The following is a 13197-nucleotide window of genomic DNA, read 5'->3' on the forward strand; positions in this document are numbered from 1 at the left end:
TGCCTCACGCGGTCAGGAAGTCGAGCAGTGCGCGGTTGAAGCCGTCGGTGCACTCGATGTTCGAAATGTGCGCGGCGTCGAATTCGACGTGACGCGCGCCGGGAATCGCGGCGGCCAGCGCACGGCCCTGGTCGGGCGGCGTCGACATGTCCTTCGCGCCGGTCACGACGAGCACCGGCAGCGCGATGCCCTTCACTTCCTCGCGCAGGTCGGCCGCGTTCAGCGCGTCGCAGTTCGCCGCGTAACCATCCTTGTCGGTATGCACGAAGGTGTCGCGGATCGCGTCGAACAGGCGCGGCTCACGATCGACGAACGCGTCGGTGAACCAGCGCGGCAGCACGGCGTCGGCCAGCGCGGCCATCCCTTCCGCACGCGCCTTCTGCGCGCGCGGCGCCCACACTTCCGGCGAGCCGATCTTCGCGGCGGTGTTCGACAGCACGGCGCGCGCGATGCGCGACGGGAAGCGCGCGGCGAGCGCGGCACCGGTCAGGCCGCCCATCGAAATCCCGCAGAAGTACGCGCGATCGATGCCGACGTGGTCGAGCAGGCCGATCACGTCGCCCGCGAGCTGGTCGATCGTGTACGAGCCGGCCGGTGCTTCGGAATGGCCGTGGCCGCGCGTGTCGTAGCGCAGGATGTTGAAGTGCTGCGTGAGCGGGCGAATCTGCGGTGCCCACATCTGCAGGTCGGCGCCGAGCGAGTTCGAGAAGACGAGCCACGGCACGTCGTCGCGCGCGGCACGGTCGATCCGGTAATGCAGTTTCACGCCGTTGACAGTGGCGAAAGGCATCAGTGTTCTCCTGGTTGTGTCGTGCCCGCGTGCAGCGCGAGCACAGCGTCGACGTAGGCCTGCGCCTCGCCGACATAATGTGCGGGATCGAGCAGCCGCGCGAGCGCGTCGCGCGACAGATGGGCGGATACGGTCGGATCGGCGGCAAGCACGTCGAACAGCGTCGCGCCGGTGCGCACGGCTTCCTTCGACGCATGCTCGACGACATGATGCGCATCGAGGCGCCCGATCCGGTCGCCGAGTGCGAGCATCACGGCTTCGCCGAGGATCAGCCCGTGCGTCAGGTCGAGATTCGCGGCGAGGCGTTCGGTGTTCACGTCGAGGCCCGCGACGATCTGCGCGATCTGCGCGAGCGCGCCGCCGGTCAGGCGCGCGAGGTCGGGCAGCGCATCCCATTCGGCCTGCCAGCCGCCCAGCGCGCGCTCGTGCTCCTGGACCATCCCGGCAAACACGGTCGCGACGAGATTCGGCGCGCGCACCGCGGCGGTCAGCACGGCCGCACAGCCGACGGGGTTGCGCTTGTGCGGCATCGTCGACGAGCCGCCCTTGCCGGCGGCTGCCGGTTCGCCGAGCTCGCCGACTTCGGTCTGCATCTGCAGCGACACGTCGCGCGCGATCTTGCCGAGCGTGCCGGTCAGCATCCCGAAGCACGACGCGGCTTCCGCGATGCGGTCGCGCTGCGTGTGCCACGGCACGGCCGGCAGCGCGAGCTTCAGGTCGGCCGCGAGCGCGGCGCTCACGCCGGCCGCCTGCTCGCGCAAGCTCGCCAGCGTGCCGGCGGCGCCGCCGAACTGCAGCACCAGCGCGCGCTCGCGCAATTCGGTGAAGCGCGCGCGATGGCGCAGCAACGCGTCGAGCCATTGCGCGAATTTCAGGCCGAGCGTGATCGGCAGCGCCTGCTGCAGCCACGTGCGGCCGATCATCGGCGTCGCGCGATGCGCGCGCGCGAGCACCGCGAGCGACGCGCACGCTTCGTCGAGCAGCGGCTCGAGCACGTCGAGCGTGTCGCGCAGCTGCAGCACCGTCGCGGTGTCGATGATGTCCTGGCTCGTCGCGCCCCAGTGCACGAACTTCGCGGCCTCGGGGTCGTCGGCCTTCACCTGGGCAGTGAGCTGCTTGACGAGCGGAATGGCGAGATTGCCGCCGAGCGCCGCGCCGTACGCGAGCGCGTCGGCGTCGAGCCGGCCGGCGTCGCACGCGCGTTCGATCGGCGCGACCGCGGCGGCGGGAATTACCTGCCGCGCGGCGAGCGCACGCGCAAGCGCGGCTTCGACGTCGAGCATCCGCTGGATCGTCGCGCGCGGCGACCAGATCCGGTTGAGCGGCTCGGTGCCGCAAATGAGGGAGGTCAGGCGGGCGCTGTCTTCGAGCATGGCATCAGATTGGGGAAACGGCGTGCGCCTATTGTCTACCCAAGCGTGCCGGCGTGCGCGCGATCGCGCGCGCCGGCACGCTTGCCGTTCAGGCCGCGGCCTTGCGCGTCGCGTCGATCAGCGGCACGCCGGTCAGCTTCTGCAGTTCGTCGAACGACAGGTCGGTGAAGATCTCGCTCACCGCGAGGCCGTCCGCCGTCACGTCGAGCACGGCGAGATCCGTATAGATACGGCTCACGCATTGCACGCCGGTGACCGGGTACGAGCACTGCGCGACGATCTTGCTCTCGCCCTGCTTCGTCAGGTGCTCCATCATCACGAACACCTGCTTCGCGCCGATCGCGAGGTCCATCGCGCCGCCGACGGCCGGAATCGCATCGGGCGCACCCGTATGCCAGTTCGCGAGGTCGCCGTTCGCCGACACCTGGAACGCGCCGAGCACGCAGTAGTCGAGGTGGCCGCCGCGCATCATCGCGAACGAATCCGAGTGGTGGAAATAGGCGCCGCCGGTGAGCAGCGTCACGTGCTGCTTGCCGGCGTTGATCAGCTCGTCGTCTTCCTCGCCGGGCGCGGGCGCCGGGCCCATGCCGAGCAGGCCGTTCTCGCTGTGCAGGAAGATCTCCTTGCTCGGATCGAGGTGGTTCGCCACCAGCGTCGGCACGCCGATGCCGAGGTTCACGTACGCGCCTTCGGGGATGTCCTGGGCGACGCGCTTGGCCATTTCATCGCGGGTCAGTCGTTTCATTTCGGGTCTCCTCAGGCTGTCAGGCGGCTTGCGATGCACGTTCTGCGGCCAGCTCGGTCGCATGCGCGGCCTGCGGCACTTCGACGACGCGCTGCACGAAAATGCCCGGCGTCACGATGTGTTCCGGGTTCAGCCCGCCGAGCGGCACGACTTCCGACACCTGCACGATCGCGACCTTCGCGGCGCTGGCCATGATCGGCCCGAAGTTGCGCGCGGTCTTGCGATACACGAGGTTGCCCCAGCGATCGCCCTTGTACGCCTTCACCAGCGCGAAATCGGCGTGGATCGGCGTCTCGAACACGTACGACTTGCCGTCGATCACGCGCGTTTCCTTGCCTTCCGCGAGCTTCGTGCCGAAGCCCGTCGGCGTGAAGAAGCCGCCGATGCCGGCGCCCGCCGCGCGGATGCGCTCCGCGAGGTTGCCCTGCGGCACGAGCTCCAGCTCGATTTCGCCCGCACGGTACAGCGCGTCGAACACCTGCGAGTCGCTCTGGCGCGGGAACGAGCAGATGATCTTGCGCACCCGCTTCGCCTTGAGCAGCGCCGCGAGACCTGTCTCGCCATTGCCCGCGTTGTTGTTGACGATCGTCAGGCCGCGCGCGCCCTGCTCGATCAGCGCGTCGATCAGCTCGGACGGCATGCCTGCCGTACCGAAACCGCCGATCATGATGGTCGCGCCGTCGTGGACGTCCGCGACCGCCGATTGAAGCGATTCGAAAATCTTGTTGACCATGTCTCTTCCTGATACGAACCCGCGGCACGATGCGCGGCCTGTCGAGGGGACACGCGCGTGTCGCGTGCCGCGTCGAAGGCCGTCGTCGACCTTCGGCATTTGTTCGCTATTCGAACCCATATTCGATTAGCGAACGATGGGCCGATCATAGAGTCGCGCACAGCGCGTTGTCAAGGCGGGATCCCTCGGGGGGTGTCTGGTCGTCGAACGGCAGGCCGACGTAGTTTTCGGCGAGCGATTGCGCGGCGGCCCGCGAGCGCGTCACGTACTTCAGTTCGGCAAACTTCAGGCGATTGACGAACGGCGAGTCCTCCGGCGACGAGTGCAGCATGTTCGTCATGAAGTACGAGAAATGCTCGGCGCGCCACACGCGTTCGAGACAGGTCGCCGAATAGCGCTCGAGCGGCGTCGCGTCGCCGCTGCGATAGCGCGCGCCGAGCGCGCGGGACAGCGCGCGGACGTCGGCCACCGCGAGGTTCATCCCCTTCGCGCCGGTCGGCGGCACGATGTGCGCGGCATCGCCCGCGAGGAACAGGCGGCCGTGCTGCATCGTCTCCGACACGAAACTGCGCATCGGCGTCACGCTCTTCTGCGTGATCCGGCCCTCGGTCGGCGTCCAGCCGGTGTCGTTCGAAAAGCGCGTGTGCAGTTCGTCCCAGATCCGTGCGTCGGACCATTCCGCGAGGTCTTCGTCGGGCTTGCACTGCAGGTAGAGGCGCGTGACCGTCGGCGAACGCATCGAGAACAGTGCGAAGCCGTTGTCGTGATGGGCGTAGACGAGCTCGTCGAGCGACGGCGCCGCGTCGGCGAGGATGCCGAGCCACGCGAACGGGTAGACGCGCTCGAACGTGTTCAGCCGCTCGGCGGGAATCGTCTGCCGTGCGATGCCGTGGAAGCCGTCGCAGCCGGCGATGTAGTCGCAGTCGATGCGGTCCGCGCGGCCGTCCGCATGCTTGAACGTGACGAACGGGTGCTCGCTTTCGATATCGTGCAGCGCGACTTCACTGACTTCGAAGTGCATCTGGTGCCCATGCGCGTCGCCGGCCGCGATCAGGTCGCGCACGACTTCATGCTGGCTATAGACGGTGATCGCGCGCCCGCCGGTGAGCGCGCTCAGGTCGATGCGATGGCGCTGACCGGAGAACAGCAGCTCGATGCCGTGATGTTCGAGCCCTTCGCGGCGCATCCGCTCGCCGAGGCCGGCTTCGTTCAGCGTGTCGACGGTGCCCTGCTCCAGCACGCCGGCGCGGATGCGGTTCTCGCAGTATTCGCGCGAACGCGCTTCGACGAGGATGGAATCGACGCCTTGCAGGCGCAGCAGATGAGAAAGCAAAAGGCCGGACGGACCGGCGCCGATGATGGCGACCTGGGTGCGCATTGTTCGTCTCCTGAACATTGGTTCGAATAATGGAACCCATTTGAGCGCTTTCCCGACTATGCGGCAATGCGATTTTGGAGATAAGTTGTATACGTTTCCCGGATACCGGCCTCACGATGGATGCGCTCGATCTGAACCTGATTCCCTACCTCGTCGCGCTCGACGACACGCGCAACGTCAGCCGCGCCGGCGACCTGCTCGGCGTGAGCCAGCCGCGCGTCAGCACCGCGCTCGGCCGCCTGCGCGAGTATTTCGGCGATCCGTTGTTCGTGCGCACGTCGCGCGGCATGGAGCCGACGCCGCGCGCGCTCGCGCTGCTGCCGGCCGCGCGCGATGCGCTCGCGCAGATCGAGCGCGGCCTCGTCGCGCCGCATGACTTCGATCCGGCGGCGAGCACGCATACGTTCTCGATCGCGCTGTCGGACGTCGGCGAGATCGTGTTCCTGCCGAAGCTGCTGCAGGCGTTCGCGACGCGCGCGCCGCATGCGAACCTGCGCTCGGTCTCGCTCGCGCACGACGAAGTCGGCCGCGGCCTCGAAGCCGGCTCGATCGATCTCGCGGTGGGCTACTTCCCCGATCTCGACGGCAACAACTTCTTTCAGCAGCGTCTGTTCACGCACCGGTTCGTCTGCCTGATGCGGCGCGGCCATCCGCTCGAACAGGCGCGCCCGTTCACGGCCGAGCAGTTCCTCGCGTGCGGGCATGCGGTGGTGCGCGCCGAGGGGCGCAGCCAGGAGGTGCTCGAGAAATACCTCGCGAAGCAGCGCATGCACCGCCGTGCGGTGCTCGAGACGCCGCACTTCATGAGCCTGCCTTTCATCCTGAGCCGCACTGACCTGATCGCGACGGTGCCGCACGCGATCGGCTATGCCTATGCGGCCGAGCATGCGTTCATCGTGCCGGTCGAGCCGCCGTTGCCGCTGCCGCGCTTCGACCTGAAGCAGCACTGGCACCGCAAGTTCCACAACGATCCGCGCACGGCGTGGCTGCGCGGCGTCGTCGCGTCGCTGTTCAACGACGAGCAGGACGAATGGCCGAAGTGATGCAGGGTGTGCCGCAGGCCGCACGCACGACCCGCGAAAGCATGAAACAATGCCCGGATATCCGCGCCGCCGCAGGCGGCCGCATTCGATGGAGTGACTAGATGGGTAAAAAATCCGCGCGGCCCGAGCCGGCCGCATCCCGGCCGAGCCGGGAAGAAGCCGAGGATGCCGTTCGCGTGCTGCTGCGCTGGGCCGGCGACGATCCCGCCCGCGAAGGCCTGCTCGACACGCCGGCACGCGTCGTGCGCGCATATGAACAGTTCTTCGCCGGCTATGCGCTGGAGCCGCGCGACATCCTCGCGCGCACGTTCAGCGAAGTCGACGGCTACGACGAAATGATCGTGCTGAAGGACATCCGCTTCGAGAGCTACTGCGAGCACCACATGGTGCCGATCATCGGCCGCGCGCACGTCGCGTATCTGCCGAACCATCGCGTCGTCGGCATCTCGAAGCTCGCGCGCCTCGTCGACGCGTTCGCGAAGCGCCTGCAGATCCAGGAAAAGATGACCGTGCAGATCGCCGACACGCTGTTCGACGTGCTGCAGCCGAAGGGCGTCGGCGTGATCCTCGAAGCCGCGCATCAGTGCATCTCGACGCGAGGCGTGCACAAGCCGGGCGTCGAGATGGTCACGTCGCGCATGCTCGGCACGTTCCGCACCGATCCGTCCACGCGACGCGAATTCCTGTCGATCGTCGCGAATCCTTCTTCAGTCAACCTGACGAATACGTAATGCAGTCCACGAAGCAAGCGGCAGACGCGCCGGTCGTGCTCGTGACCGGCGCCGCGCGCCGGGCCGGGCGCGCGTTCGCCGAGTATTTCGCTGCGCACGGCTATCGCACCGCCGTGCACTACGACCGTTCGGCCGATGCCGCGCAGGCGGCGGCCCGCGCGATCGCCGAGAGCGGGCACGAATCGGTCGCCTTGCAGGCGGACCTGTCGGATGCCGGGCAGATCACCGCGCTGATCGACCAGGTGTATGCGCGCTTCGGCCGCCTCGACGTGCTGATCAACAACGCGTCAGTGTTCTGGCAGGACCATTTCCCGAGCTTCGACCTCGCGGCATTCGACCAGGCATGGGCCGTCAACTGCCGCGCGCCGATCCTGCTCACGCGTGCATTCTACGAACGGGCCCGCGCGGCCGGCACGCAGGGCGTCGTCGTCAACGTGATCGACCAGAAGATCAAGGAAAACTTCCACCGCGACCATTTCAGCTACACGGTCGCGAAGGCCGCGCTCGGCAACCTCACGCAGATGCTCGCGCTGTCGTCGTCGCCGGTGCTGCGCGTGAACGCGGTGTTCCCCGGGCTGATGCTGCCGAGCGACGACCAGACGCAGGCCGACTTCGAACACGCGAGCCGCGCATCGACGCCGCTCGCGCGCATCGCCGGCCCCGACGACGTCGCGGGCGCGATCCTGCTGCTGACGGGCAGCGCGTACAACGGTGTGGATTTCGTCGTCGATGCGGGGCAGAACCTGATCCGCGTCGACCAGGACGTGCTGTACAAGCATCGCTCGCCGGCCGGCAAACACTGACGAACGGTATGTTCGGCGGTAGCCGTGTGTGCCCTTCGCACACCTTGTGTGCGGACATCGGCGCACGCCTTCACCTGCGCTGCGCGAACGACCATTGCGCCGTTCGCGCGCCGCGTCACGGCTTCTCGGCGCTACCACCTTCGCGGACCTTGCCCTGCGCGACGCTCGTGCCGGGCGGCACGCTGTGCGTAAGCCACACGTTGCCGCCGATCACCGAGCCGCGCCCGATCGTCACGCGGCCGAGAATCGTCGCGCCCGCGTAGATCACCACGTCGTCCTCGACGATCGGATGCCGCGCGTTGCCCTTCACCAGCGCGCCGTCACCATCGGCCGGGAAGCTCTTCGCGCCGAGCGTGACGGCCTGATACACGCGCACGCGCTCGCCGATGATCGCGGTTTCGCCGATCACGACGCCGGTGCCGTGGTCGATGAAGAAGCTCGGGCCGATCTGCGCGCCCGGGTGAATGTCGATGCCGGTGGCCGAGTGCGCGATTTCATTGATGAAGCGCGCGAGCAGCGGCACACCGAGTTGGTGCAGAGCGTGCGCGAGCCGATGGTGCATCATCGCGAGCACACCGGGGTAGCACAGCAGGATCTCGGTGATGTGCTGCGCGGCCGGGTCGCCCGCGTAGGCAGCCTGGATGTCGCTGACCAGCAGCGCGCGAACCGCCGGCAACTGCCGGCCGAACTCGCGCGCGATCTCGAACGCGCGCTCGTCGAGTTCGGCGAACGGCGTGTCCGCATGCTCGGGCAGGAACGGCAGCGCGCGGCGGATCTGTTCCGACAGGATCCGCAGCGTGCTTTCGAGCGTGTGGCCGACGTAGTAGTCGACGCTTTCATCGGTCAGATCCGGCGCGCCGTAGTGCGTCGGAAACATCGACGCGCGCAGGCCGGTGACGATCTTGCAGATCGCGTCGCGCGACGGCAGCTCGCGGATGCCGCGCGGATGACGCGTGCGATGAAGTTCCTCGCGCGATTCGCGCAAGCCGGCAACGATTTCTTCGAGGCCCCACTGACGGGCGGGTGATGTCGACATATGCCAATGCAGGCGGCCGCGCTCGATCGCACGGCCGCAAATAAAGTGACGGGTTCCAGAAGATTACCGCGTTTTCGATCGGCAGCGGCACGTCGGGGGATCGGCCGGACGGACGATGCCGCCGCCGCGCGACGACGTCAGATCGTAATACTGCTCGCGTCGATCCAGCGCACGGCCCAGTCGCGCGCGTGTGCGATCGCGTCGCCTTCGTCGTTGAACTGGAGCTCGGTCGGGAAAAAACGGTTCGCGACGAGTTCCCCGTCGCTCGATCTGGAGATCACGACGTAGGGTTTGAACGACCCGTCGCTGGCGCGCGCGGGCGCGCAATTCAACAGATAACCGCGGTGCGTGAAAGCAGTAGTCGCTTGCATGAATCCGCCACCTCTAGTCCCTTGATTTGTTGTTCACTACCCGTCTTAAGGGTGCTGCGGTGCCCCCGGTGCGGGCAGAGGCGGCAAGACCGCATCCCCTGTCGCCGCTTCGCAGGAAATGAATCATACTCTGTAGAAAACCGGTGTTCTAGCCGAAATAAATCATGACAAATCAGCGCGCGCCACACCACCGCGGCGATCGCTCGCGCGCCGTTTTCCCGTCTTGCCCGGAACGGGATTTGCTTCGATCCGGAGCGCTTCGCCGCCAGGAGAGCCGTGATGGGAACGTCAGCTCAAGCGCACACCGCGCATCCGCGCAGCATCGAACTCGACAACGACGACACGCACGACAGCACCGTCGACACCGACGGCAAGAATCGCGAGGCCGCGCGTCTCGCGAGCGGCGGCGCCTTCTCGCCCGACCAGATCACGGGCAGCAACGCGTCGCTCGTCAACGCGATGCCCGAGGCCGGCGACGGCTTCGCCGGCTTCGACAGCCGGCCGGGCGGCAACCACCCGGCGTTCGCGCTGCGTGACGGCTACATGGTGATCGAGAAGGGGTTCGACGCACCGTCGCACGCGGGCGACGCGCTGTACGGCCCGGTTCACCGGATGTACGGCAGCGCGTACTGGCCCGGTCATGGACGCCGGCCGGAACGGGTGATCGAAATCACGGCCGTGCCGCGGTGACGCGCGCGGCGTTTGAATCGATCGTTCGTTTGACGGGTCGAGGCGAGGCCGACGGCCGATGGCGGCGGAGCGACGTGCGGGTTCGCGCGCCGGTCCTCCGAATCGGTGCTGGAATCGATATCGGCGCCGGGTTCGGGTCGACAGTCGGGTTTCGCGACGTCGATGCATCGGCGTTGATCGAAGTCACGTCGTCGCGACACGGATGATATTCAATGCACACTCGCGACGACCGCCACGTCGCTGCAAAGTCCCTGCCGTTGGTTTACCCTGCCTCGCAGCGACGCACGGCCTGCTCGGCCGTTCGGCCGACTTTCATTCAACCCGCCACTTGGAGACACCATGTACAAGCGCATTCTGGTTGCCATCGACGGCAGCGACACCGCCCGCCACGCGTTCGATGCCGCCCTCGCGCTCGCGAAGGAGCACGGTGCCGAACTGCAACCGCTCTACGTCGTCGAGAACGCCGCGATCTACTACAACGTGCCGGGCTACGATCCGTCCGTGCTGCGCGACCAGCTCATCGCGCAAGGCAATGCGCTCGCGGCGGAGTTCAAGAAGCTGATGCAGGCGGCAGGCGTGAAGGGCGAGACGCTGACGAGCGAGGCGTCGTCGCTCACCGACGTGTCGACGCTGATCCTCGACGGTGCGAAAGCGTTCGGCGCCGACCTCCTCGTGCTCGGCACGCACGGTCGCCGCGGGTTCCGTCGCCTCGTGCTCGGCAGCATCGCCGAACAGTGCGTGCGGCATGCGACGCTGCCCGTGCTGCTGATCCCGGCCGCCGCGCATACGGACGATCAGGAAGGTTGAGCGGCACTGGCACCAGCGTGCGCGTCGCGGCGCGCACACGCAACGGCATGCTTGCATGCCGCTACGATGCCCGCGACATGTGCGCGCGGTCGCGACGTTTTGTCACCCGACAGCGGCAACTTGCGGTGGGACAATGATTCGGTCGATTCAACGCTGGAGCAAACGATCATGTTGACGCCCGTCGCCACACGTCCCGCCGCCTCGTCCCATGCAGGCAACTGGGCTCCCCGTCAGGCCCCGCACTGCTCGTCGTGCGCAATGCGGCACCTGTGCATGCCGCAGGGCCTCGCACCCGAAGCGCTCAGCCGCCTCGAATCGGTCATCTGCGCGGCGCGCCCGGTCAAGCGCGGCGAAGCGCTGTTCCGCGAAGGCGACACCTTCGACAACCTGTACGCCGTGCGCTCGGGCTCGCTGAAAACCGTCGCCACGCGCCACGACGGCCGCGAGCAGGTCACCGGTCTGCACCTCGCGGGCGAAGCGCTCGGCCTCGACGGCATCTGCGACGACACGCACCCGCGCACCGCGGTTGCGCTGGAAGACAGCTCGGTCTGCGTGATTCCGTACAGCGCGCTCAAGTCGCTGTGCTCGGAAGCCGGCACGATGCAGCTGCGCATGCACAAGCTGATGAGCGAGCAGATCGTGCGCGAAACGTCACAAACCATGCTGCTCGGCTCGCTGAACGCCGAAGAGCGCGTCGCCGCGTTCCTGCTCGACGTGTCGTCGCGCTACCTGAAGCGCGGCTACTCGCCGTCGGAATTCAACCTGCGCATGACGCGCGAAGACATCGGCAGTTACCTCGGCATGACGCTCGAAACGGTCAGCCGCACGCTGTCGAAGTTCCAGAAGCGCGGCCTGATCGAAATGCACGGCCGCCTCGTACAGATCGTCGACTTCGACGGCCTGCACCACGTCTGACCCCGCGCGGCGCGTAGCCTGCGCGCCGCCGCCCGCCACCGTCCGCCGCGCCCGCTTCGATCAGTCGAGAAACAGCGCGGCGCGTGCCTTCAGCGCCGCGCTGAAATCGTCGAGCCAGCCGATCGACAGGCGCCAGCTCTGCCAGTACAGGTCGATGTCGACGGTCCGCCCGCGCGACATGTCGACCAGCTCGCCCGCCGCCAGCTGGCGATCGACCATCCGGTCCGGGCACATCCCCCAACCCAGCCCCGTTTCGCATGCACGCAGGTAACCCGCGACGTGCGGGATCCAGTGTTGCGGCGGATCGAGATCCGCGCGCGTCACGCGCCGGATGAAGCGCGCCTGCAAACCGTCCTTCGGATTGAACATGACGCACGGCGCACGGCGCAGCGCATCGCGCGTGATGCCCGCGCCGAAATAGCGGTCGTAAAACGCCGGCGAACACACCGCGCGATAGCGGATGCGCCCCAGCCGCGTCGACCGGCATCCCTGGATCGGTTCAGCCTGCGCGGTCACCGCGCCCTGCACGCTGCCGTCGCGAATGCGCGCGGCCGTGTAGTCCTGGTCGTCTATCACGAGGTCGAGCAAGGTCTCGCGCTCGGTGCAGAACGGCCCGACCGCATCGATGAACCAGGTCGCGACGCTGTCGTCGTTGACGGCCACGCGCAGCATCGGCCATGCGCTCGCGATCTGGCCCGGCAGTGCAGGCATCCGGCCGCCCAGTTCGGCCTCGAGCAACTGCACGCGCTCCGTATGCCGGCAGAGCAACGCGCCCGACGTCGTCGCGACGCACGGCTGCCCGCGCTTGACGAGCACGCTGCCGACGCGCTCTTCCAATAGTTTCACGCGCTGCGATACCGCCGACGGCGTGACGTTCAGCTCCCTGGCCGCCCGTTCGAACGAACCGTGCCGGATCACCGCCGCGAGAGCGTCGAGCAATGCGTAGTCGAGCATTAGATTTCCTTAATCGGCATTAGGTGAATTAGCTTCTCTTATGTTCTGGCTGACCGCAGACTAGCGCCAACCGATTCACCCGTCTACTGCTTCACCGCTCCCCATCATGAACTGGATCGCTTTTTCCCACGGCGCCGCCCTGTGCGGGTCGCTCATCGTCACCATCGGCGCGCAGAACGCGTTCGTGCTCCGGCAAGGCATCATGCGCTCGCATGTCGGCAAGATCGTGCTGCTGTGCGCGCTGTCCGACATGATCCTGATCGGCGCGGGCGTCGGCGGTGCGTCAGTCCTCGTCGAACGCTATCCGACCTTCGTGCACGTCGTGCTGTACATCGGCCTCGCGTATCTCGCGTGGTTCGGCATCAACGCGCTGCGCCGCGCGTTCAAGCCGGGACACGAAACGCTCGACGTGCGCGGCGACGCCGTCGCGCCGCCGCCGCAGAGCGCGGTCGCGATCGTGATGATGACGCTCGCATTCACGTGGCTCAACCCACATGTGTATCTCGATACGTTCCTGCTGATCGGCACCGCCGGCGCGCGCGAGCCGGAAGGCTCGCGGCTGGCGTTCGCGATCGGCGCGATGTCGGTCAGCGTCGTGTGGTTCCTCGGGCTTGGATATGGCGCGCGGCTGCTTGCGCCGTGGTTCCGCAAGGCTGTTGCGTGGCGTGTACTCGATGGCGCGATCGGCAGCATGGTGCTGTTTCTGGCGGCCGTGCAGTTGCGGTAACGGATCGGAGCGCCGATCGATCACGGGTGGCAACGTTGCCGCCCGTTTTTCGTTCCGCTCCGTCGAAGTGGTGCGATACGCCGGTCTCCGCCGGTCGCCCC

General features: G+C 67.4%; 15 protein-coding genes. 7 read left to right on the plus strand and 8 right to left on the minus strand.

The window, feature by feature from the left end:
- Positions 1-4: 4 nt before the first annotated feature.
- The 5 genes from pcaD to pobA all read right to left on the minus strand — a co-directional run bounded on the left by pcaD (position 5) and on the right by pobA (position 5019).
- A complete protein-coding gene (gene pcaD, locus WS66_RS12150; protein ID WP_059598703.1) occupies positions 5-790 on the minus strand; it encodes a 3-oxoadipate enol-lactonase in 786 nt (261 codons plus the stop codon).
- Positions 790-2163, minus strand: coding sequence for a 3-carboxy-cis,cis-muconate cycloisomerase (locus tag WS66_RS12155; RefSeq protein ID WP_059598702.1), 1374 nt, complete (start codon positions 2161-2163; stop codon positions 790-792). The genes pcaD and WS66_RS12155 overlap by 1 nt, the downstream gene beginning before the upstream one ends.
- Before the next feature lie 88 nt (positions 2164-2251).
- Positions 2252-2908: a CoA transferase subunit B gene (locus tag WS66_RS12160; protein ID WP_012365076.1), complete on the minus strand. Its 657-nt coding sequence runs from the start codon at positions 2906-2908 to the stop codon at positions 2252-2254.
- Between the two features lie 19 nt (positions 2909-2927).
- A complete protein-coding gene (locus tag WS66_RS12165) occupies positions 2928-3641 on the minus strand; it encodes a 3-oxoacid CoA-transferase subunit A (protein WP_059598701.1) in 714 nt (237 codons plus the stop codon).
- 145 nt (positions 3642-3786) lie between these two features.
- Positions 3787-5019, minus strand: a complete 1233-nt coding sequence (gene pobA / locus WS66_RS12170; protein ID WP_059598700.1) for a 4-hydroxybenzoate 3-monooxygenase — start codon at positions 5017-5019, stop codon at positions 3787-3789.
- 116 nt (positions 5020-5135) lie between these two features.
- Between pobA and WS66_RS12175 the strand changes: the two genes are divergently transcribed.
- The 3 genes from WS66_RS12175 (at position 5136) to WS66_RS12185 (ending at position 7596) form a co-directional block, all read left to right on the plus strand.
- A complete protein-coding gene (locus WS66_RS12175) occupies positions 5136-6062 on the plus strand; it encodes a LysR family transcriptional regulator (RefSeq protein WP_059598699.1) in 927 nt (308 codons plus the stop codon).
- 101 nt (positions 6063-6163) lie between these two features.
- The gene (gene folE, locus WS66_RS12180; RefSeq protein ID WP_048250599.1) at positions 6164-6793 is read left to right on the plus strand and encodes a GTP cyclohydrolase I FolE; all 630 of its coding nucleotides are present in this window, start codon (positions 6164-6166) and stop codon (positions 6791-6793) included.
- Positions 6793-7596 (plus strand): SDR family oxidoreductase, encoded by an 804-nt coding sequence (locus WS66_RS12185; protein WP_059598698.1) that lies wholly within the window; start codon positions 6793-6795, stop codon positions 7594-7596. Before folE ends, WS66_RS12185 begins: the two co-directional genes overlap by 1 nt.
- Before the next feature lie 115 nt (positions 7597-7711).
- On the opposite strand, the gene epsC is transcribed toward WS66_RS12185, so the two are convergent.
- Together epsC and WS66_RS12195 are read right to left on the minus strand one after the other, a co-directional pair.
- Positions 7712-8632, minus strand: coding sequence for a serine O-acetyltransferase EpsC (epsC, locus tag WS66_RS12190; RefSeq protein WP_059533573.1), 921 nt, complete (start codon positions 8630-8632; stop codon positions 7712-7714).
- Positions 8633-8769: 137 nt separating this feature from the next.
- Positions 8770-9003: a hypothetical protein gene (locus WS66_RS12195; RefSeq protein WP_011659947.1), complete on the minus strand. Its 234-nt coding sequence runs from the start codon at positions 9001-9003 to the stop codon at positions 8770-8772.
- A gap of 279 nt (positions 9004-9282) precedes the next feature.
- On the opposite strand from WS66_RS12195, the gene WS66_RS12200 reads away from it, so the two are divergent.
- From WS66_RS12200 to fnr, 3 genes are all read left to right on the plus strand, one after another.
- Positions 9283-9693, plus strand: coding sequence for a DUF3005 domain-containing protein (locus WS66_RS12200; protein ID WP_059598697.1), 411 nt, complete (start codon positions 9283-9285; stop codon positions 9691-9693).
- A 339-nt stretch (positions 9694-10032) separates the two neighbouring features.
- A complete protein-coding gene (locus WS66_RS12210) occupies positions 10033-10500 on the plus strand; it encodes a universal stress protein (RefSeq protein WP_059598695.1) in 468 nt (155 codons plus the stop codon).
- A gap of 168 nt (positions 10501-10668) precedes the next feature.
- The gene (gene fnr, locus WS66_RS12215; RefSeq protein WP_059447453.1) at positions 10669-11415 is read left to right on the plus strand and encodes a fumarate/nitrate reduction transcriptional regulator Fnr; all 747 of its coding nucleotides are present in this window, start codon (positions 10669-10671) and stop codon (positions 11413-11415) included.
- A 60-nt stretch (positions 11416-11475) separates the two neighbouring features.
- Here fnr and WS66_RS12220 read toward each other — a convergent pair whose 3' ends face one another.
- Entirely contained in the window at positions 11476-12369 is an 894-nt protein-coding gene (locus WS66_RS12220) for a LysR family transcriptional regulator ArgP (RefSeq protein ID WP_059598694.1), read from the minus strand.
- A gap of 106 nt (positions 12370-12475) precedes the next feature.
- On the opposite strand from WS66_RS12220, the gene WS66_RS12225 reads away from it, so the two are divergent.
- Complete coding sequence (locus WS66_RS12225) at positions 12476-13096, plus strand: LysE/ArgO family amino acid transporter (RefSeq protein WP_059598693.1); 621 nt, start codon at positions 12476-12478, stop codon at positions 13094-13096.
- Positions 13097-13197 lie beyond the last annotated feature (101 nt).

Source organism: Burkholderia sp. LA-2-3-30-S1-D2, assembly GCF_001523915.2.
In the GTDB taxonomy this organism is placed as follows: Bacteria; Pseudomonadota; Gammaproteobacteria; order Burkholderiales; family Burkholderiaceae; genus Burkholderia; species Burkholderia diffusa.

Excerpts from the sequence above, each read along its gene's own strand:
- pcaD (WP_059598703.1), bottom strand. The coding sequence starts at position 790 with ATGCCTTTCGCCACTGTCAACGGCGTGAAACTGCATTACCGGATCGAC.
- WS66_RS12155 (WP_059598702.1), bottom strand. The coding sequence starts at position 2,163 with ATGCTCGAAGACAGCGCCCGCCTGACCTCCCTCATTTGCGGCACCGAG.
- WS66_RS12160 (WP_012365076.1), bottom strand. The coding sequence starts at position 2,908 with ATGAAACGACTGACCCGCGATGAAATGGCCAAGCGCGTCGCCCAGGAC.
- WS66_RS12165 (WP_059598701.1), bottom strand. The coding sequence starts at position 3,641 with ATGGTCAACAAGATTTTCGAATCGCTTCAATCGGCGGTCGCGGACGTC.
- pobA (WP_059598700.1), bottom strand. The coding sequence starts at position 5,019 with ATGCGCACCCAGGTCGCCATCATCGGCGCCGGTCCGTCCGGCCTTTTG.
- WS66_RS12175 (WP_059598699.1), top strand. The coding sequence starts at position 5,136 with ATGGATGCGCTCGATCTGAACCTGATTCCCTACCTCGTCGCGCTCGAC.
- folE (WP_048250599.1), top strand. The coding sequence starts at position 6,164 with ATGGGTAAAAAATCCGCGCGGCCCGAGCCGGCCGCATCCCGGCCGAGC.
- WS66_RS12185 (WP_059598698.1), top strand. The coding sequence starts at position 6,793 with ATGCAGTCCACGAAGCAAGCGGCAGACGCGCCGGTCGTGCTCGTGACC.
- epsC (WP_059533573.1), bottom strand. The coding sequence starts at position 8,632 with ATGTCGACATCACCCGCCCGTCAGTGGGGCCTCGAAGAAATCGTTGCC.
- WS66_RS12195 (WP_011659947.1), bottom strand. The coding sequence starts at position 9,003 with ATGCAAGCGACTACTGCTTTCACGCACCGCGGTTATCTGTTGAATTGC.
- WS66_RS12200 (WP_059598697.1), top strand. The coding sequence starts at position 9,283 with ATGGGAACGTCAGCTCAAGCGCACACCGCGCATCCGCGCAGCATCGAA.
- WS66_RS12210 (WP_059598695.1), top strand. The coding sequence starts at position 10,033 with ATGTACAAGCGCATTCTGGTTGCCATCGACGGCAGCGACACCGCCCGC.
- fnr (WP_059447453.1), top strand. The coding sequence starts at position 10,669 with ATGTTGACGCCCGTCGCCACACGTCCCGCCGCCTCGTCCCATGCAGGC.
- WS66_RS12220 (WP_059598694.1), bottom strand. The coding sequence starts at position 12,369 with ATGCTCGACTACGCATTGCTCGACGCTCTCGCGGCGGTGATCCGGCAC.
- WS66_RS12225 (WP_059598693.1), top strand. The coding sequence starts at position 12,476 with ATGAACTGGATCGCTTTTTCCCACGGCGCCGCCCTGTGCGGGTCGCTC.